The organism is Streptomyces sp. NPDC005374 (genome assembly GCF_042872225.1).
Classification (GTDB): domain Bacteria; phylum Actinomycetota; class Actinomycetes; order Streptomycetales; family Streptomycetaceae; genus Streptomyces.
This window is the reverse complement of record NZ_JBIAKA010000003.1, coordinates 499,149-517,479: the sequence shown is the minus strand read 5'-3', so window position 1 is coordinate 517,479 and position 18,331 is coordinate 499,149. Positions and strand designations below refer to the sequence as shown.

Annotated in this window: 14 protein-coding genes and 1 pseudogene; 12 read left to right on the top strand and 3 right to left on the bottom strand. The window is 71.7% G+C overall.

The genetic code is table 11. The annotated features are described in order from the left end of the window. The 4 genes and pseudogenes from ACFYRX_RS10635 to ACFYRX_RS10620 all read left to right on the top strand — a co-directional run. Positions 1 to 765 (top strand): annotated as a pseudogene (locus ACFYRX_RS10635) (glycoside hydrolase family 43 protein); the annotation flags it as partial. 154 nt (positions 766 to 919) lie between these two features. After that, positions 920 to 1,963, top strand: coding sequence for a LacI family DNA-binding transcriptional regulator (locus ACFYRX_RS10630; protein WP_389097986.1), 1,044 nt, complete (start codon positions 920 to 922; stop codon positions 1,961 to 1,963). A gap of 152 nt (positions 1,964 to 2,115) precedes the next feature. Then, the gene (locus tag ACFYRX_RS10625) at positions 2,116 to 2,748 is read left to right on the top strand and encodes a VOC family protein (protein WP_389097984.1); all 633 of its coding nucleotides are present in this window, start codon (positions 2,116 to 2,118) and stop codon (positions 2,746 to 2,748) included. A gap of 52 nt (positions 2,749 to 2,800) precedes the next feature. Beyond that, entirely contained in the window at positions 2,801 to 3,202 is a 402-nt protein-coding gene (locus ACFYRX_RS10620; RefSeq protein ID WP_389097982.1) for a VOC family protein, read from the top strand. Here the strand turns inward: ACFYRX_RS10620 and ACFYRX_RS10615 are convergent. Then, positions 3,185 to 3,850: a helix-turn-helix domain-containing protein gene (locus ACFYRX_RS10615; RefSeq protein ID WP_389097980.1), complete on the bottom strand. Its 666-nt coding sequence runs from the start codon at positions 3,848 to 3,850 to the stop codon at positions 3,185 to 3,187. The two genes, ACFYRX_RS10620 and ACFYRX_RS10615, sit on opposite strands and share 18 nt — an antisense overlap. Before the next feature lie 20 nt (positions 3,851 to 3,870). Further along, positions 3,871 to 4,812, bottom strand: coding sequence for an AraC family transcriptional regulator (locus ACFYRX_RS10610; RefSeq protein ID WP_389097978.1), 942 nt, complete (start codon positions 4,810 to 4,812; stop codon positions 3,871 to 3,873). Positions 4,813 to 4,893: 81 nt separating this feature from the next. On the opposite strand from ACFYRX_RS10610, the gene ACFYRX_RS10605 reads away from it, so the two are divergent. Further along, a complete protein-coding gene (locus ACFYRX_RS10605) occupies positions 4,894 to 5,730 on the top strand; it encodes an NAD(P)H-binding protein (protein WP_389097976.1) in 837 nt (278 codons plus the stop codon). A gap of 105 nt (positions 5,731 to 5,835) precedes the next feature. Here ACFYRX_RS10605 and ACFYRX_RS10600 read toward each other — a convergent pair whose 3' ends face one another. Continuing rightward, a complete protein-coding gene (locus tag ACFYRX_RS10600) occupies positions 5,836 to 6,978 on the bottom strand; it encodes a YihY/virulence factor BrkB family protein (protein WP_389097974.1) in 1,143 nt (380 codons plus the stop codon). A gap of 583 nt (positions 6,979 to 7,561) precedes the next feature. On the opposite strand from ACFYRX_RS10600, the gene ACFYRX_RS10595 reads away from it, so the two are divergent. From ACFYRX_RS10595 to ACFYRX_RS10565, 7 genes are all read left to right on the top strand, one after another. After that, complete coding sequence (locus tag ACFYRX_RS10595; protein ID WP_389097972.1) at positions 7,562 to 8,770, top strand: heparan-alpha-glucosaminide N-acetyltransferase domain-containing protein; 1,209 nt, start codon at positions 7,562 to 7,564, stop codon at positions 8,768 to 8,770. Positions 8,771 to 8,805: 35 nt separating this feature from the next. After that, positions 8,806 to 11,274: a Pls/PosA family non-ribosomal peptide synthetase gene (locus ACFYRX_RS10590; protein ID WP_389097970.1), complete on the top strand. Its 2,469-nt coding sequence runs from the start codon at positions 8,806 to 8,808 to the stop codon at positions 11,272 to 11,274. A gap of 60 nt (positions 11,275 to 11,334) precedes the next feature. After that, entirely contained in the window at positions 11,335 to 13,407 is a 2,073-nt protein-coding gene (locus ACFYRX_RS10585) for an amino acid adenylation domain-containing protein (RefSeq protein WP_389097968.1), read from the top strand. A 13-nt stretch (positions 13,408 to 13,420) separates the two neighbouring features. After that, positions 13,421 to 14,407: a TauD/TfdA family dioxygenase gene (locus ACFYRX_RS10580; protein WP_389097966.1), complete on the top strand. Its 987-nt coding sequence runs from the start codon at positions 13,421 to 13,423 to the stop codon at positions 14,405 to 14,407. Continuing rightward, on the top strand, positions 14,404 to 15,435 hold the full coding sequence (sbnB, locus tag ACFYRX_RS10575; protein ID WP_389097964.1) for a 2,3-diaminopropionate biosynthesis protein SbnB: 1,032 nt from the start codon (positions 14,404 to 14,406) through the stop codon (positions 15,433 to 15,435). Before ACFYRX_RS10580 ends, sbnB begins: the two co-directional genes overlap by 4 nt. A 31-nt stretch (positions 15,436 to 15,466) precedes the next feature. Beyond that, entirely contained in the window at positions 15,467 to 16,450 is a 984-nt protein-coding gene (gene sbnA, locus ACFYRX_RS10570; protein WP_389097962.1) for a 2,3-diaminopropionate biosynthesis protein SbnA, read from the top strand. 193 nt (positions 16,451 to 16,643) lie between these two features. Further along, the gene (locus tag ACFYRX_RS10565; RefSeq protein WP_389097960.1) at positions 16,644 to 18,278 is read left to right on the top strand and encodes an acyl-CoA dehydrogenase family protein; all 1,635 of its coding nucleotides are present in this window, start codon (positions 16,644 to 16,646) and stop codon (positions 18,276 to 18,278) included. The last annotated feature ends 53 nt before the right edge of the window (positions 18,279 to 18,331 follow it).

Sequence of the window (18,331 nt, the reverse complement as noted above, 5' to 3'; positions counted from 1 at the left end):
CGGCACGGGGGTGCGCATCCGGCGGTCGAGGTCGAGGTGGCGACGCAGCCGGGCCGGACCGAGCAACTCCCCTCCCCTGCGCAGGCGTCCGAGCACCTCCCGTCCCCTGCACGGCCCTCCGGGAACCTCCCGTCTCCCGAGAACCCGCTGGGCTGGCCATGGAGCAGTCTGCGGGCCGCTCCCGACCCGTCCTGGGCGGACACCGCCGCCCGACCCGGGTGGATCCGGCTGCGTGGGCGGCACGGGCCCGAGTCGCGGTGGGCGCACAGTCTGCTCGCCCAGCGGATCACCGAGCACCGGGCGGAGGCGGAGGTCACCGTGGAGGCCCGGCCCGGTACGTTCACACAGGCCGCCGGTCTCGTGCTCCGGTACGACAGCGAGTCCTATCTGTCCCTCGACCTGACATGGGCGGAGCCGGAGGGCGAGGGACAGCACGGTCAGCAGTGGCGGGGCGAGGGGCGGACCGTGCTCAGTCTGGTCGAGCGGGACGAGGGAAGTACCCGGCGGGTGGCGGTGGTCGACGTCGGCACAGAGAGCGCTCTCACGATCGGCGTGACCGTGGCGGAAGGGGTGGCCCGTTTCTGGCGCGTGGGCGACGACGGCGAGCGGACGCCCGTGGGTCCGGGACTGGACTTCACCCGGCTCTCCGACGACCACGGGTCGAAGCTGCGGTTCACGGGTGCGATGGCCGGAATCCATGCGGTGGACCTGGTCGACGCGGCCTTCACCGCCGACTTCAGGGGGTTCCGGCTCACCTGCGGGTGACGTTCGACGTTTCGAAAACCATGCGGGCACGAAGACCTGCGAAGCCCGACCTCTTCCCCACTTCCCCGGGCGAACCTAGGGTAGGAAGCGCTTACTGTTTCCGCGCTGGTCGAAACTTTCATGGCCCACGGGCGGGCCGGAGAGGTGGTTCCCGATGGTCCGCACGGGGAGTGCGAGCGTGGCGGCCGGTCCCACGCTGGCGGTCGTGGCCCGGGAGGCGGGTGTGTCGGTGCCGACCGCCTCCAAGGTGGTCAACGGGCGGGAGGACGTGGCCCCCGAGACCCGCCGCCGGGTCACCGAGGCCCTGGACCGGCTCGGTTACGTCCGCAGACCGAGGTTCGACGCCGTGAGGACGTCGGGGCTGGTCGACCTGGTCGTGCACTCGCTGGAGACCTCCTGGTCGGGGGCGGTCCTGCACGGGGTGGAGGCCGCCGCGCACGACGCGGGTCTCGAGGTGGTGGTCTCCGCCGGGCTGAACCGCACCCGGTTGGGCCGGCCGGACAGCGGCTGGATGGACAAGCTCACCGCGCGCGGCTCCTCCGGGGTGCTGTTCAACCTGGCCGAGCTGACGTCGTCGCAGTACGGCTGGCTGGACCAGCACCGCATCCCGTACGTCCTGATCGACCCGGTCCTGGAGCCGCCGCCGGGTGTGGTCTCGGTGGGCGCGGCGAACTGGCAGGGCGGGGTGACGGCGACCGAGCACCTGCTCGCGCTGGGCCATGAGCACATCGCGGTCGTCGCCGGTCACCAGCGCAAGATGTGCAGTGGGGCGCGGGTGGCGGGCTACCGTTCCGCGCTCGCGGCGGCGGGGATACGACAGCGTCCCGAGTACGTCCGCCACGCCGGCTTCGACGAGAGCGCCGCCCACCGCCGCACGCTGGAACTCCTCGACCTGCCCGAACCGCCCACCGCGGTCTTCGTCTGCTCCGACCGCATGGCCCTCGGCGTGTACGAGGCGCTGGCCGAGCGGGGACTGCGCGTCCCGGGCGACATGAGTGTCGTGGGCTTCGACGACCTCCCCGAAGCGCGCTGGACCACCCCGGCCCTCACCACGGTCCGCCAGCCCCTCTCGGAGATGGCGGCCATGGCCCTGCGCCTCCTGGTCCGCATGATGGAGGGCGACCGCCCGGAGAGCACCCGGACGGAACTGTCGACGCGGTTGGTGGAACGGGCGAGCACGGCGCCACCGCGGGACTGAACCTCGGCCACGCGGCCCGTGCCGACGGGGGCGGCGGCCGACCGGGACGCCGTCGTGGCGGTGAGCCCGCGACCGACCGCCGTGCCGCAGCGGCACCGAGTCGCCGTGCAGGGTGTTCCATCGTGCGGTCCGCTGTGCGTAGCGTCGGCGCGGTGAACGCGATTCCCGCACACCTCGACCATCTCGTCCTCGCGACCCCGGACCTGGCGGCGACGGTCGCCGAGTTCACCCGGCGCACCGGCGTGACGCCCGCCCCCGGCGGTGTGCACGTCGGTCTCGGCACCCGCAACCACCTGGTCTCGCTGGGCGGCACCGCCTATCTGGAGATCATCGGCCCGGACCCGGAGCAGCCGGCGCCGAGCGGCCCGCGCCCCTTCGACGTCGACACGCTGGCCGCCGCCCGCACGCTGACCTGGGCGATCAGCCCGTACGACCTGGACGCGGCGGTCGCCGCCGCCCGCGCACGCGGCTACGACCCCGGCGAGATCCGTCCGATGAGCCGCCGCAGACCCGACGGCACCCTGCTGAAGTGGCGCCTGACGGACGGCGACACCCAGCATCCCTCCGGGCTGGTCCCCTTCCTCATCGACTGGGGCCCCTCGCCCCACCCCACGGCCGAGGGGCTCCCCACGACACCGCTCCTCTCGTTGAGAGGGACCGCCCCCTCCCCCGACGGGATCCGCCAGCTGCTGGCCGCCCTCGACACCGAACTCCCCCTCACCGAAGGTCCGGTGGGCCTCTCGTTCACGGTGGACACCCCGCGGGGGCCGGTCACCTTCGGCTGACGTGTCCGATTCCTTCAAGACCGGAGGTGCGGCCCCTCCTTACGGTGGCGACATGACTCCACGATTCGATGCCATCGGCCTCGTCGCCTCCGACATGGCCGCCTCCGTCGCCTTCTACCGGCGGCTCGGGTTCCCCTTCGCCGAGGGGGCCGAGTCGCAGCCGCACGCGGAGGCCGAACTCGCGGGCGGTGTGCGGTTGATGCTCGACACCGAGGAGACCGTCCGCTCCTTCCACCCGGGCTGGCGGGCCCCGGCCGGCGGCAGCCGCACCGGGCTCGCGCTGCGCTGCGCGGACCCCGCCGAGGTCGACGCCGTGTACGAGGAGCTGGTGGCCGAGGGATTCCACGGTGAACTCAAACCGTGGAACGCCGAGTGGGGCCAGCGCTACGCCTCCCTGCACGATCCCGACGGCAACGGCGTCGACCTGTACGCCCCGCTACCGGGCGGCGAGTAGTCGCCCGAGCGGAAGACCGGCCAACTCGCGTACGTCCCGCGCGAGATGGGGCTGGTCCGCGTACCCGCTCCGCACGGCCGTCTCCGCGAACGGCACACCGGACCGGGCCAGCGCCAGAGCCCGCCGCAACCGCAGGATCCGGGCCAGCGTCTTCGGCCCGTACCCGAAGGCCACGAGCGAACGGCGGTGCAACTGACGTGCGCCGAGCCCGAGTTCGTCGGCGGTCACGGCGACGGGACGCCCCGCGTCCAGGGAGGTGACGAGGGCGCGGAGGAGGGGGTCGGGCGGGGCGGCACGCTCCAGGGCGATCTCCTCGAGGGCCGTGCCCGGGTCCGCAGACCCGGCGATACGGCTCCGCAGCCGCCGTACCTCGGAAGACGGCCAGAGATCGGCCAACTCCACACGGCGATCGCGCAGTTCATGCGCGGGCACCCCCAGGAAGGCGGGCGCGGAACCGGGAGGGAAGCGCAGGCCCGTCCAGGTGGCCGGGGCGCCCTCGGGGACGTACGCACGGGTGTCGGGCCCGGCGACCAGCAGCTGCCCCCGCGCCCAGAGCAGGTCCATGCAGCCGTCGGGCAGAACACGTCCGGCGCCGTCCCCGGTCCAGACGAACGCACCCGCGAGCCGGGACGCCCTCTCCGTGTACACATGCCCAGGCTACGACGCGGTCAGCTCGCGCTCACCCGCAGTCGGTGCTCCTGCGGGCTGACCCCGTACACCCGCTTGAACGCACTGGACAGAGCGAAGGCACTGCCGTAACCGACCTGCCTGGCGATCGCGTCGAGTGTCGCGGACCCCTCCCGCAGCCGGTCCGCCGCCAACGCCAGCCGCCATCCGGTCAGATACGTCATCACCGGCTCCCCCACCCGTTCGCTGAAACGCCGGGCCAGCGCCGCACGGGACACTCCGGCCTTGGCCGCGAGGGAGGCCACCGTCCAGGGATGGGCGGGGTCGTCCTGCACCAGGCGCAGCACCCGGCCCACGACGGGATCCGCCAGCGCCGCGTACCACGCGGGCGGCTCCGCCTCGGGCCGGGAGAACCAGGCCCGGAGCGCGGCGATGACGAGCAGGTCGAGCAGCCGGTCCAGGACGACCTCCTGTCCGGGCTCGTCGCGCACGATCTCCTCCATGAGGAGCGGGGTGAGCGGGCACTCCCACACGTCGGTGGTCAGCGACAGCAGCGGCGGCAGGGCGTCCAGCAGCCGGTTGCTGATCTCGCCCTCCATCAGGTACGTCCCGATGAGGACGACCGTCCCGCCGTCGAGCCGGTCGCCCCAGGTGCGTACGCCGAGGTCCATGGAGCCGTTCAGGACCCGGCCGTCGGGGTAGCGGCACTCCGCGCCGGGCAGGATCAGCGCCTGCGGGGCCGTACCGGGGGCGTCGGCGCAGGTGTAGGGGGCGGGGCCGCGGGCGATGGCGAGGTCGCCGGGGCGCAGCCGGACCGGCTCGCCCGTGTCGGGCAGGACCCAGGCGTCACCGCGGACGAGCAGCATCACCGTCAACGGCGCCCGGTCCTCCACCCGCACCGCCCACGGCGGGTCGAAGCACGCACGGATCATGAAGGCGCCACGCGCCCGCGGTCCTTCCAGCAGGCCTGCCAGAGCGTCCATGGGGCCAGCGTAGACGCGCGCGCATGGGAATGAGCCGTTCAGCGATGGTCCCTTGCCGGGAACGGCAGTTGACTCGATGGCATGACACAGAACACGGCGGACATGACGGTGGTGGTGACCGGTGCCTCGGGTCGTACGGGCAGCCGGGTGGTGCAGTCGGCGCAGGCGGCGGGGCTGACGGTTCGGGCGGCCTCGCGGGCGCAGGGGTTCGACTGGCAGGACCGGTCGACGTGGGCGGGGGTCCTGCGGGGCGCGGACGCGGCCTATCTGGTGTACCCCTCGGACATCGGTGCCCCGGGCGCGGCCGAGGCGGTCGGGGCGGTCGCGCGGGAGGCGGTGGGGATCGGCGTACGGCGGCTGGTGCTGCTCTCCTCGCGCGGGCAGGACCGGGCGCGGGACGCGGAGGAGGCGCTGCACGCGTCGGGGGCGGACTGGACGGTCGTCAGGGCGTCGTGGTTCGCGCAGAACTTCAGCGAGGGGCCGCTGGTGGAGGAGCTGCGACTGAGCGGGGAGCTGGTGTTCCCGGCGGGTGAGGTGCGGGAGCCGTTCGTGGATGTGCGGGACATCGGGGATGTGGTGGTGGCCGCGCTGACGTCGGGCGACCGGTATGCCGGGGCGACGCTCTCCGTCTCGGGACCGCGTCTGCTGACCTTCGGCGACGCGGTCGCGGAGATCGCGAAGGCGACGGGGCGTGAGCTGACGTACCGGGCGGTGTCGGCGCGGGAGTACGGGGAGCGCCTCGTGGGGTTCGGGGTGCCGGAGCGGGAGGTCGGCGCGTTGGTCGAGGCGTTCGAGCAGTTGCTGGACGGCCATAACGCGTATCTGTCGGACGGGGTGCGGGAGGTACTGGGCCGGGAGCCGCGCGAGTTCGGCGAGTTCGCGAGGGAGGCGGCGGCTGCGGGTACGTGGAAGGTCTGACCCCGGTAAGTGGACCCACCCAGGGGCGCGGGGCTGTGTCGATATGCGGCTCCGCCGCGGGGCGCGATCAACCCCCACCGGCCCGCGGCCGACGACGCATCCCCCTCAGGAGCCCTCCGGTTTCTGCGGGGGATGCGTCGTCTTCGCATGCGTCCGCAGCCGCGACGTCACGTCCTCCGGAGGCAGGAAGCGGGACCAGCGTTCCGGGAACTCGGAGGGCATGTCCGGGTCGTCGGGGTCGGAGTCCGTGCCGTGGAGGGTGGCCGCGCGGGCCACGTACTCCGCGACCTGCGCCTCCCGCGTCCGCTCGTTCGCCGCACGGGCCGCCGCCGTGGCCGCCGCCGGCCAGACGCGGTCGATCGCGGCGTTCACCGCGGCGCCCACCAGGACCGCGAAGGCCGAGACGCCGATCCACAGCAGCACCGCCACGGCCGCGGCCAGCGAGCCGTAGATCGTCGCGCCCTCGATGGTGTTCTGCAGGTAGATGCGCAGCAGGAAGCTCCCCAGCACCCACATGGCCAGGGCCACCAGGGCACCGGGGACGTCCTCGATCCACGGTGAGCGCACCGGCACCGAGACGTGGAACAGCGTCGTCAGGAAGGCGATGGACAGCACGATCACGACGGGCCAGTACAGGACCTGCACCAGGGTCGCCGACCACGGCACGATCCGTACGACCGCGTCCGGCCCCGCCACCACCAGCGGCAGCGCCACCGACCCGAGCAGCAGCCCCGCGATGAACAGCGCGAACGCGACGAGCCGGGTCTTGACGATGCCGCGGACCCCGTCGAGGCCGTACATGACGGTGATGGTGTCGATGAAGACATTGACCGCGCGCGAGCCGGACCACAGGGCGAACAGGAAGCCGACGGAGATGACGTCGGGACGGCCGCCCTTCATCACGTCGTTGAGGATCGGCTGCGCGATCTGCCGTACGCCCTTGTCGGAGAGCACCGTGCGCGCGGCGTCCAGGATGTTGGCCTCGAGGCTGGTGATGGTGTCGGTGCCGGTCCAGTCGTCGACGTAGCCGAGCAGGCCGATGAGGCTGAGCAGCAGGGGCGGCACGGACAGCAGCGAGAAGAACGCGGCCTCGGCGGCGAGTCCCAGGATGCGGTACTCGATGCACGAGTTGACGGTGTCCTTGAGCAGCAGCCAGGCGGTCCTGCGCTTCGAGACGTTCCGGTAGAGGGCACGCGCCCGGTGTAGGCGCCCGGAGGTCTGCTGAGTGGATTCGCTTGCTGACTGCACGACCTAAAGGTATCCGCCGTGGGAGCGTGCACTCATCCCCTGGTCCCGGTACGGGCACACCTGTGCGCAGAACGCTCGCTCCCGTTCGGTTCCGTCACGCCCCGGAAAGGGCCGGGCAACTCCGGGGAAATCGTCAAGGAATTCGAACCCCTTTTCTGTCATGAACCCGGCGGCTGAAATTCGAGCACCGAGAAGTGGAACACCCGATGACATATGCGGCACCCATGGGGTGATTTCCCCGGTGACGCGGTCGAACGGACCGAACGGGTCATACCGTGAGCGAACGGTCGACGAGCGAGAAACCGCCATTGACTGAAACGCGCTTGACCCGTTCCCAAGCACATCGAAACAATTCGGATTGCATTCTCCGGGCCCTGACCAGGGCCCCTACCGGCCACCTCGTCCCCGCCACGTGGTCACTCCAGGCACATACCGAACCGCTCCTCCCCTTATCTCATTCAGTGTCTCGAGACACTTCTTTTTCTTCCGGCACACCGGAACCACGGGGGTTCTGCATCATGATTTTCCGCTGTGCGGTGAACAGCGCGCGATATTCCGCCGTATCTCTGTCTGGAGAATTCTCATGCCTGCTCCGTATGTGCCGAAGCATGCCGTGCCGCGCATCGTAGGGGTCGATGTGGCACGGGGCCTCGCCCTGCTCGGTATGTTCTCCGTTCACGTGTTCGGCGCGTTCGACGCGGCCGGATCGCCCACGCCCGCCTGGATGTTCGCGGGCGGCCGTTCCTCGGCGACGTTCGCCGTGACGGCCGGGATCGGGCTGGCCTTCACCACGGGCGGCCGGTGGCCGGCCACCGGCCGGCCCGCGACCGTGGCGGTGGCGGCACGGGCGGCCGTCATCGCGCTGATCGGGCTGCTGCTCGGCTACGCGTCCCGAGCCGCGGACCTGGACGTGGACGTGATCCTGGTGTTCTACGCCCTGCTGTTCCTGATCGCGATCCCGCTGCTGGGCCTCGGCCCCCGGTTCCTGGCCTGTCTCTCCCTGTTCCTGGCCGTGGGGGCGCCGTTCGCCGTGCACGCGCTGCGGGGCGTGCTGCCGGAGCCCGCCTTCGACGGCGATCCGACGCTCCAGGACGTCGTCACCGATCCGCTCGGACTGGTGTCCGACCTGCTCGTGCACGGCGACTACCCGGTGCTCGCCTGGACCGCCTATCTGTGCGCCGGACTCGCCCTCGGCCGACTGGACCTGACATCACGAAAGATCGCGTCCCGCCTGCTCGGGGGCGGCCTCGCCCTGGTGGCCGGCGTCTGGCTGGTGTCCTGTCTGGTCCTGTTCCGGTTCGACGGGCTACGGCACCTGTGGAGCGCGGAGTTCCCGGGCGCCTCCCGGGCCGAGGCCCTGTGGGACAGCCCCGACGGCGCGACCTGGTGGGCGCTGCTCTCCCGCGCGCCGCACACCACCACACCGTTCGACATGCTCCTCACCCTGGGCTCGGCCGCGGCGATCCTCGGCGGCGCCCTGCTGCTGACCAGGAGCGCCCCCCTCACGCGGGCGCTCACGCTCCTCGCGGCGGCGGGCAGCATGCCGCTGACCCTCTACGCCGCCCACGTGCTCCTTCTCGCCACCGGCGCGCTCGCCGGCTCCCCCGAGCTCCTCTACGCCGTCATGACCACCGGAGCGCTCCTCTTCGCCCTCTCGTGGCGGCGCGTCGGGCGTGGCCCGCTGGAAACGGTCGTCGCAGGAGCGGCCCGGCGGTGTCGCGAGGCCGTAACACCACCGCAATCCCCGGAACCGGTGGAGAGCCCGGCCCGACTTACCAAGCACACCGAATAGTCCATAAGACCAAAAGTAATGATCTAGGAGCTCAAGTGGTGGTAAATCCCGGCGAGATCACGACAGTCACCCCGGTGGACGGCACCGCACAGGTCTTCGCCGAGGTGCTGGCCGGGGTCGTGAAGACGGAGCAAGTCCCCCTCGACAGCCACTTCTTCGACGATCTTGGTGCCAACTCCCTGGTCATGGCTCAGTTCTGCGCCCGGGTCAGGAAGCGTGACGACCTGCCGTCGGTGTCGATGAGGGACGTATACGGCCACCCGACGATCCGCGCCCTGGCGACGGCGCTCGCCGAGGCCCCGGACGCCGCACCGGCCCCCGCACGACCCGCCGAGCCACCCCCGCCGCCGGGCAGCACCGCGCGCTATGTCCTGTGCGGAGTGCTGCAGTTCCTGATCTTCGCCGTGTACTGCCTCGGTGCCGGGACCGCCATGGCCGAGGGGTACTCCTGGATATCCGGCGGCAACGGCGTCGTCTCCGTCTATCTGCGCTCGCTGGTGTTCGGTGGCGGCCTCTTCCTCGCGGTGTGCACCCTGCCCGTGGTGGCGAAGTGGGTGCTGGTGGGCCGGTGGAAGGAGACGGAGTTCCCGGTGTGGGGCCTCGCCTACGTCCGCTTCTGGACCGTCAAGGCGCTGCTGCACGCCAACCCGATGATCCTGTTCACCGGCAACCCGCTGTACGTCCTCTACCTGCGGGCCCTCGGCGCCCGTATCGGCAAGGGCGTCACGATCCTGTCCCACTCGGTGCCGGTCTGCACCGACCTGCTGACCGTCGGCGCGGGCACGGTGATCCGCAAGGACGCTCTGTTCCTCGGCTACCGGGCGCACGCGGGCCGGATCCGCACCGGCCCCGTCACCCTCGGCCGGGACGTCTTCGTCGGCGAGAAGACCGTCCTCGACATCGGCACCTCGATCGGCAACGGAGGCCAGCTGGGCCACTCCTCCGCGCTGTACGACGGCGCCGCGGTCCCCGCCGGCCAGCGCTGGCACGGCTCACCGGCCCGCCGCACCCACGTCGACCACATCCGCGTCCCCGCGGCCCGCTGCACCACCCCGCGCCGGGCCGGCTACGCCCTCGTCGCCCTGCTCCAGACTCTGCTGGTGTACGTCCCGGTCGGCCTCGGCGGGACCTTCCTGCTGATGGACCTGGTACCGGCGCTGGACCCGCTGCTCGAACCGAACGCGAAGGAACTGGAGTCGACGGCCTTCTACGTCGAGGCACTGGCCCTGTCCGTCGCCCTCTTCGCCGGTTCGATCGTCGTGGGCCTCGCCACCGCGACCGTGCTGCCACGGCTGCTGAACCTGACCGTGCGAGCGGACCGGGTCTATCCTCTGTACGGCTTCCACTACTCGGTGCAGCGCGCGATCGCCCGCATGACCAACATCCGGTTCTTCAAGTGGCTGTGCGGCGACAGCTCGTACATCGTCCCCTACCTGCGGTCCATCGGCTACGACCTCTCGACCGTCGAGCAGACCGGCTCCAACTTCGGCACCGAGGTCTCGCACGAGACGCCGTACCTGGCCACCGTCGGCAGCGGCACCATGGTCGCCGACGGGCTCTCGGTCCTCAACGCCGAGTACTCCAGCACCTCGTTCAGGGTGTCGCGGGTCTCGATCGGGGCGCGCAACTTCCTCGGCAACCACATCGCCTACCCGGTCGGCGGCCGTACCGGCGACAACTGCCTGCTCGCCACCAAGGTGCTGGTGCCGCTCGACGGTGAACTCCGGGAGGGCGTGGGCCTGCTGGGCTCGCCGCCCTTCGAGATCCCGCGCACGGTGGAGCGCGACACCCGCTTCGACCACTTCCGCGAGGGTGACGAGCTGCGCCGCCGCCTCTCGGCCAAGAACGGCTCCAACGCCCGCACGATGGCCCTGTTCCTGTTCCTGCGATGGCTGCACTGGTTCCTGCTGACGGCCCTCGGCTTCGCGGCCGTCGACCTCTACGGCGGCCGGGGCGCCCTCGGTGGCCCGCTCATCGGCGGCTACCTGATGGCCGGTCTGCTGCTGACCACCACCTACTGGGCGCTGGTGGAGCGCGTGATCACCCGGTTCCGGCCGCTCCAGCCGCGGCTGTGCTCCATCTACGACCCGTACTTCTGGTGGCACGAGCGGCTGTGGAAGGTGCCCGACCACCACCTGGCCGTGTTCAACGGCACCCCGTTCAAGAGCCTCGTCTGGCGGGCGCTCGGTATGCGCCTGGGCCGCCGGGTCTTCGACGACGGCTGCTACGTCACCGAGCGGACCCTGGTCGCGATCGGCAGCGACACCACGCTCGGCCACCACTCCAAGGTGCAGGCCCACTCCCAGGAGGACGGCACCTTCAAGTCCGATCACATCGTCATCGGCGACGGCTGCACCCTCGGGGCGGGCGCGCTGGTCCACTACGGCGTCCGGATGGGCGACGGCGCCGTGCTCAGTGCCGACTCCTTCCTGATGAAGGGCGAGGAGATGCCGACGGGGGCGCACTGGGGCGGCAACCCGGCGGTGGCGCTGCGAGGCGCCTGAACCGCCGCACTGCCTGACCGCCTGCACTGCCTGCACGAAGAAAACAGGGGGAAGAAAGTCATGGAAACAGTTCCGCACCCGAGGCCCGGTCCGATACCGGATGTCACGGAGTACGCGGTCCGGCTGCCCGAGGGCACGCCGACCGATCCCGCCGCGCTGCTCGCGGCCCACAGCAAGGTCCTCGCAGCCCTCGGCACGCCCGGCGACGACCTGCGGGTCACCGTCACCGACGGCACGCTGCGGCTGCGCCACCGCACCGGCGCCCTGGACACCGACGCCGCCGCCCGCATCGCCGGCTACCACCTCACCGCGCTGGCCCACCCGGACCGCACGAGCCTGCTGTCCGAGGAGGAACTCCGCTACCAGCTGGAGGAGTTGGCGGGCCCGGTCCGTGAACTCCCGGACCGGCGGGTGCACGAGCTCTTCGAGGAGCGGGTCGAGAAGCACCCGGACGCCGTGGCCGCCGTACAGGGCGAGCGGCAGTGGACGTACGCCGAGCTCAACTCCCGGGCCAACCAGGTCGGCCGGGCGCTGCTGGCCCACGGTCTGGAGGCCGAGGGGGTCGTCGCCGTCGTCACGGAACGGAACCTGGACTGGATGGCGGCCGTGCTCGGCGTGCTCAAGGCGGGCGGGGTGTATCTGCCGGTCGAGCCGCACTTCCCGGCCGAGCGGGTCGCGAGGACGCTGTCCCGGGCGGGCTGCGAGCTCGTCGTCACCGAGCAGGGCAGCACCGGCTCGCTCTCCGGTACGGCGGCCCGGACGCTGTTCCTGGACGCCGTGTACGCCGAGGGGCACCCGGACGACGATCTCGGGATTCCCGTCCCGGCGGATCAACTGGCCTACATCTACTTCACGTCCGGCTCCACCGGCGAGCCCAAGGGCGCGATGTGCGAGCACGCCGGCTTCGTCAACCACGTGCTCGCCAAGGTCGAGGACCTGGGGATCGGCGAGCACGACGTGGTCGCGCAGACCGCGCCGCAGTGCTTCGACATCTCCCTGTGGCAGCTCCTCGCCGCCACCCTCGTGGGCGGGCGGACCCTGCTCATCGACCAGGAGACCATCCTCGACGTGCCGCGGTTCGTGGACACGGTGATCCGGGGGCGCGTCAACGTGCTCCAGGTCGTGCCGTCGTATCTGGAGGCCGTACTCGCGGAGTTGGTGCAGCGGCCGCGTGAACTGGCCGATCTGCGCTGTGTGTCGGTGACCGGCGAGGCGGTGAAGCGGGAACTGGTGCAGCGCTGGTTCGCCACCGCGCCCGGGATCCGGCTGGCCAACGCCTATGGTCTGACCGAGACTTCGGACGACACCAACCACGAGGTCATGGACCGGGTGCCGGACGGCGACCGGGTCCCGCTCGGCCGGCCGGTGCGCAATGTGCGGGTGTACGTCGTCGACGAGGACCTGGTCCCCGTGCCGCTGGGCGCGCCTGGCGAGATCGTCTTCTCCGGGGTGTGCGTGGGGCGCGGGTACGTCAACGACCCCGAGCGCACCGCGGCCGCGTTCATGGAGGATCCCCACCGGCCCGGCGAGCGGCTGTACCGCAGCGGTGACGTGGGGCGGTGGCGGTCCGACGGCAAACTGGAGTTCCTCGGCCGCCGGGACACCCAGGTCAAGATCCGCGGGTTCCGCGTGGAGATCGGCGAGATCGAGAACGCGCTGCTGCGGGTGGCCGGGGTGCGTGACGGGGCCGTCGTGGTCGTGCGGGGCACCCAGCTCGCCGCGTTCTGCGCCGGGCCCGAGCCGGTGGGCGCGGACACGGTACGGGAACGGCTGGCCGTGTCGCTGCCGTCGTACATGGTGCCGGCCGTCGTGCACTGGCGGGAGCAGCTGCCGCTGACCGCCAACGGCAAGACCGACCGCCGCACGCTCACCGCGCTCGCCGAGGACCTCGACGCCGGTGCGGCGGAGGTGCCCGTGACGGCGGGCGAGCGACGGCTGGCGGACGCCTGGGCCGAGGTGCTCGGCATCCCGGTGGACCGCGTGGGCCGTCTCGACCACTTCTTCGACCGCGGCGGCAGCTCGCTGTCCGCCGTGCGTCTCGCGATCGCCCTGGACCGGGCGATCACCCTCAAGGACGTCGTCCGCCACCCGGTCCTCGCTGACCTGGCGGGCCTGCTCGACCGGAACAGCTGAAAGGAACACCGAGATGTCATCCACGAGTCTCCTTCCGCACCTCGATCTGGCTCCGGGCCGTCCGCCGATCCTCAACGCCAAGTCCGTGGCCGATCCGACCAGTTGGGCCGCGGAGCACCACGACCCGCTGCGTGCGCTCGTATCCGAGCACGGCTGTGTCCTGGTGCGCGGGCTCGGCCTCTCCGACCCCACGACGACCGAAGCGGTCTTCCGGCGGCTGACCGACGGCCTGATGCCCGACCGCGAACCCTTCGCGCCCCGGCGCCGCTACGCCGACGGCGTGTACTCGTCGACCAAGTGGCCGCCGAACCAGCAGATGTGCATGCACCACGAGATCAGCTACGGACTGGAGTTCCCGGGTCTGCTGCTGTTCGCCTGTCTGGAGGCACCCGGGTCCGGGGGCGCGACCACGCTCGCCGACGCGACGGCGGTGCTCCGGGACCTGCCCCGCGACCTGGTCTCCCGTTTCGAACGGGAGGGCTGGCTGCTGACCCGGTCGTACCACGAGGAGATCGGCGCCTCGGTCGAGGAGGCGTTCGGCACGGACGACCGCGCTGCCGTCGAGCGCTACTGCCGCCGGCACGCCATCGAGTTCGCGTGGCGGAGCGACGGCGCCCTGCACACCCGGCAGCGGCGCGGCGCGGTGCTCCGGCACCCCGCCTCCGGCCTGCCCTGCTGGTTCAACCAGATCGCGTTCCTCAACGAGTGGACCATGGAGCCCGAAGTGCACGAGTACCTGGTGGACATGTACGGGGCCGACGGGCTGCCCTTCAACACCCGCTTCGGCGACGGCGATCCGATCGACGCGGACGTGGTGCGGACGATCAACGAGGTGTACGACGCCCACACCGTGCGCGAGCCGTGGCAGGACGGTGACCTGCTGCTCGTCGACAACATCCGTACGGCGCACAGCCGCGAGCCCTTCGAGGGGCCGCGCGAGGTGCTGACCGCGCTCGGCGACCCGGTACTGCGCACCGACGGCGAGGTGAGCGGCGTATGAGCACCGTCGGCGCCCCGTCCTTCGCCCTCGTCACCGGTGAGCAGGTCCAACAGGCCCTGTACGGCCGGGAACCCGAGATCGCGGACCTCGTCGAGGCCGTGTACCGGCTGCACGGCGCGGGCGACTCGGTCAACCCCCCGTCGTACTTCCTGAAGTTCCCGGACCGCCCGTCGTCCCGGATCATCGCGCTGCCCGCCTCACTGGGCGGACCGCTCAGGGTCGACGGTCTGAAGTGGGTCTCCAGTTTCCCGGAGAACATCAAGTCCGGGCTGCCGCGGGCATCGGCGGTACTGATCCTCAACGATCCGGACACCGGCTATCCGTTCGCCTGCCTGGAGAGCTCGGTCATCAGCGCCACGCGCACCGCGTCGTCGGCGGCGCTGGCGGCCGGGAGGCTCAGCGCGGGCCGGGTCCGCCCGACCCGCGTCGGGTTCATCGGCACCGGGCTCATCGCCCGCTACATCCACACCCATCTCACCGCCACCGGCTGGGAGTTCGAGGAGACCGGCGTGCACGACCTGTCCGCCGAGAGCGCCGCCGGGTTCCGCGGCTATCTCGAGCGGTCCGGCGGGGCGGGGAAGGCCGTCGTGCACGACACGGCCGAATCCCTCATCCGCTCCAGCGACCTGGTCGTCTTCGCCACGGTCGCCGGCAAGCCGCACGTCCACGATCCGTCGTGGTTCGGCCATCACCCCCTGGTCCTGCATGTCTCCCTGCGCGATCTCGACCCGGAGATCCTGCTCGCGTCCGCCAACTTCGTCGACGACGTCGAGCACTGCCTCAAGGCCGAGACCTCCCCGCACCTGGCCGAACAGCTCACGGGGAACAGGGACTTCATCGACGGCACGCTCGACGACGTGCTGACCGGACGGGTGACCGTCCCGACGGACCGGACGGTGGTGTTCTCGCCCTTCGGACTGGGGGTCCTGGACCTCGCCGTCGGCAGGTTCGTCCACGACGAACTGGCCCGGCGCGGCGAACTGCACGTCGTCGACGGGTTCTTCAACGAGCTGCGCCGGTACGGCTGAACGATCAGTGGCGCATGAGGAGGGGGGCGTCATGCCCGTCATATCCGATCCTTCGGAGTTCAACGAGTCCGACCTCTACGTCGACCTGCGGGCGGCGCTGGAGCTACCGCTGTTCCTGAAGTGCGAGGGCTTCAACTTCGCGGGGTCCATCAAGCTGAAGGCGGCCCGGGAAATGGTGAACGCCGCCGAGCGCGACGGCACCCTGCGGCCCGGGTCGATCCTCGTCGAGTCGTCGTCGGGGAACCTGGGGGTGGCCCTGAGCATGATCGCGGCGAGCCGGGGCTACCGGTTCCTGTGCGTGACCGACACCCGGTGCAACGCGGTGACGATCCGGCTGATGGAGGCTCTCGGAACCCGGGTGCACGTCGTCAGGGAACCGAACCTGCACGACGGCTACCTGGGCGCCCGGCTCGCCTACGTGCGGGCGCTGTGCGCCTCGGACGAGCGGTACGTGTGGCTCAACCAGTACAGCAACGAGGGGAACTGGCGGGCCCACTACCGCACCACCGCGCCGGACATCGCGCGCCGCTTCCCCGACCTGGACGTCCTGTTCGTCGGGGCCGGCACCACCGGGACCCTGATGGGCTGCGCCCGCTGGTTCTGGCAGTGGCGGCGCCCGGTGCGGATCGTCGCCGTCGACAGCGTCGGCTCGGTCACCTTCGGCGGACCGCCCGGCGTCCGGATGATCCCGGGGCTCGGCACCAGCGTGCCGCCGCAGCTGCTCGACAGGTCGTACATCGACGACGTGGTGCTCGTCGAGGAACCGGACACCCTCCAGGCCTGCCGCCGGCTGGCCGCCCGGGGTTTCCTGTTCGGCGGCTCCACCGGCACGGTCGTCAGCGGCGCCCACCAGTGGCTGTCCGCCCACGGCCGACGCGGCCTCACCGCGGTCGCGATCGCCCCGGACCTCGGCGAGCGCTACCTCGACACCGTCTACCGGGCGGGCTGGCCGCACGGCATCCCCGAGGCGGACCCGGTGCACGAGCCGGCGGAGGCGATGGCCCACTTCGCCTGAGAACCCCCTTCCGCACACCGCGCCCGGCCTGCCCCACACGGCGGCCGGGCGCCGTGTGCGTGAGAGGTGACCGACGCACACACGCGGGCTCCCGGGAGCCACCGCCCGCAAGCCACCCCGCACGCACAGACCCGGCACCGGGCGCCGTGTCCGTGAGGTGACCGGCAGGGTGCCCCGGGGTACGTTCGCTGGCATGGAAGGCACCACGCACACCGTGACCAACCAGCCCCCACCTCTGACCGGCTACGACGTCTACACCGCCGACCGTGTTCTGACCGCGGCCGTCGAGCGGCACCTCGACCCGGCCCTGCTCGGCGAGGTCCACGGCGAACTGTCGGCGCTCGGCCGGGCCTGCGGCTCCGCGCAGGTGCAGGAGTGGGGCGCCCAGGCCAACGACAACCCACCCCGGCTGCGCACCCACGACCGCCACGGCCACCGGATCGACGAGGTCGAGTTCCATCCGGCCTGGCACCGGGTCCTCGGCAAGGGCGTCGCCGCGGGCCTGACCGCCGCCTGGACCCGCCCCGGCGGCCATGTGCGCCGGGCGGCAGCGTTCCTGCTGTGGACGCAGGTCGACGCCGGCAACTGCTGCCCGCTGTCGATGACCCACGCGGCGGTGCCCGCCCTGCGCACCGACCCGGACCTCGCCGCCGAGTGGGAGCCCCGCCTCACCTCCATGGTCTACGACCGCGAACTGCGGCCCGCCCACCTCAAGGCGGGGGCACTGTTCGGGATGGGCATGACGGAGAAACAGGGCGGCAGCGACGTACGCGCGAACGCTACGTCCGCGCGACCGCTGCCCGACGGCGAGACCTACGAGCTCACCGGTCACAAGTGGTTCTGCTCGGCCCCCATGTCCGACGGCTTCCTGGTCCTCGCCCAGGCACCGGGCGGACTCACCTGCTTCCTCGTCCCCCGCGTCCTGGCGGACGGCACCCGCAACACGTTTCTCCTCCAGCGCCTCAAGGACAAGCTCGGCAACCGCTCCAACGCCTCCGCGGAGGTCGAGTTCGACGGGACCTGGGCCCGCCGGGTGGGCGACGAGGGGGACGGGGTCCGCACCATCATCGAGATGGTCGCGGCGACCCGCCTCGACTGTGCCCTGGGCTCGGCGGGCCTGATGCGCCAGGCCGTGGCCCAGGCGATCCACCACTGCACCCACCGCGAGGCCTTCGGCGGCAAGCTCGTCGACAAGCCGCTGATGCGCAACGTCCTGGCCGACCTGGCCCTGGAGTCCGAGGCCGCGACCACGCTCGGCCTGCGGCTGGCGGCCGCCCACGACGAGGGCGGCGAGCAGGAGTGGGCCTTCCTCAGGATCGCGGTGCCGACGGCCAAGTACTGGATCACCAAGCGCTGCACCCCCCTCGTCACGGAGGCCGCCGAGTGCCTGGGCGGCAACGGGTACGTGGAGGAGTCGGGCCTGCCCCGCCTGGTCCGCGAATCCCCCCTCAACTCCGTCTGGGAGGGCGCCGGCAACATCCAGGCCCTGGACGTCCTGAGGGTCCTGCGACGAGAACCCGAGGCCCTGAACGCCTACCTCCTGGAGATCGGCGGGACCCGGGGCGCCGACCACCGTCTGGACGCGGCGACCAAGGACCTCTTCACCGAACTGGCCGACCTGGACGGCATCGAGGGCCGGGCCCGCCGCCTGACGGAACGGCTCGCGCTGGTCCTGCAGGGCTCCCTGCTGGTCCGCCACGCACCGCCGGAGGTGGCCGACGCGTTCTGCGCGTCCCGTCTGGGCGGCGACGCGGGAACGGCGTTCGGCACCCTGCCGACGAGCCTGGACCTGGCGAAGGTGGTGGACCGGGCAAGGCCGCAGGCCTGAGCCCGACTCGCACTCGCACTCGCACGGCACAAATAAGCCGGGGGTGGTGCTGC

Excerpts from the sequence above, each read along its gene's own strand:
- ACFYRX_RS10630 (WP_389097986.1), top strand. The coding sequence starts at position 920 with ATGGTCCGCACGGGGAGTGCGAGCGTGGCGGCCGGTCCCACGCTGGCG.
- ACFYRX_RS10620 (WP_389097982.1), top strand. The coding sequence starts at position 2,801 with ATGACTCCACGATTCGATGCCATCGGCCTCGTCGCCTCCGACATGGCC.
- ACFYRX_RS10610 (WP_389097978.1), bottom strand. The coding sequence starts at position 4,812 with ATGGACGCTCTGGCAGGCCTGCTGGAAGGACCGCGGGCGCGTGGCGCC.
- ACFYRX_RS10605 (WP_389097976.1), top strand. The coding sequence starts at position 4,894 with ATGACACAGAACACGGCGGACATGACGGTGGTGGTGACCGGTGCCTCG.
- ACFYRX_RS10595 (WP_389097972.1), top strand. The coding sequence starts at position 7,562 with ATGCCTGCTCCGTATGTGCCGAAGCATGCCGTGCCGCGCATCGTAGGG.
- ACFYRX_RS10585 (WP_389097968.1), top strand. The coding sequence starts at position 11,335 with ATGGAAACAGTTCCGCACCCGAGGCCCGGTCCGATACCGGATGTCACG.
- ACFYRX_RS10580 (WP_389097966.1), top strand. The coding sequence starts at position 13,421 with ATGTCATCCACGAGTCTCCTTCCGCACCTCGATCTGGCTCCGGGCCGT.
- sbnB (WP_389097964.1), top strand. The coding sequence starts at position 14,404 with ATGAGCACCGTCGGCGCCCCGTCCTTCGCCCTCGTCACCGGTGAGCAG.
- sbnA (WP_389097962.1), top strand. The coding sequence starts at position 15,467 with ATGCCCGTCATATCCGATCCTTCGGAGTTCAACGAGTCCGACCTCTAC.
- ACFYRX_RS10565 (WP_389097960.1), top strand. The coding sequence starts at position 16,644 with ATGGAAGGCACCACGCACACCGTGACCAACCAGCCCCCACCTCTGACC.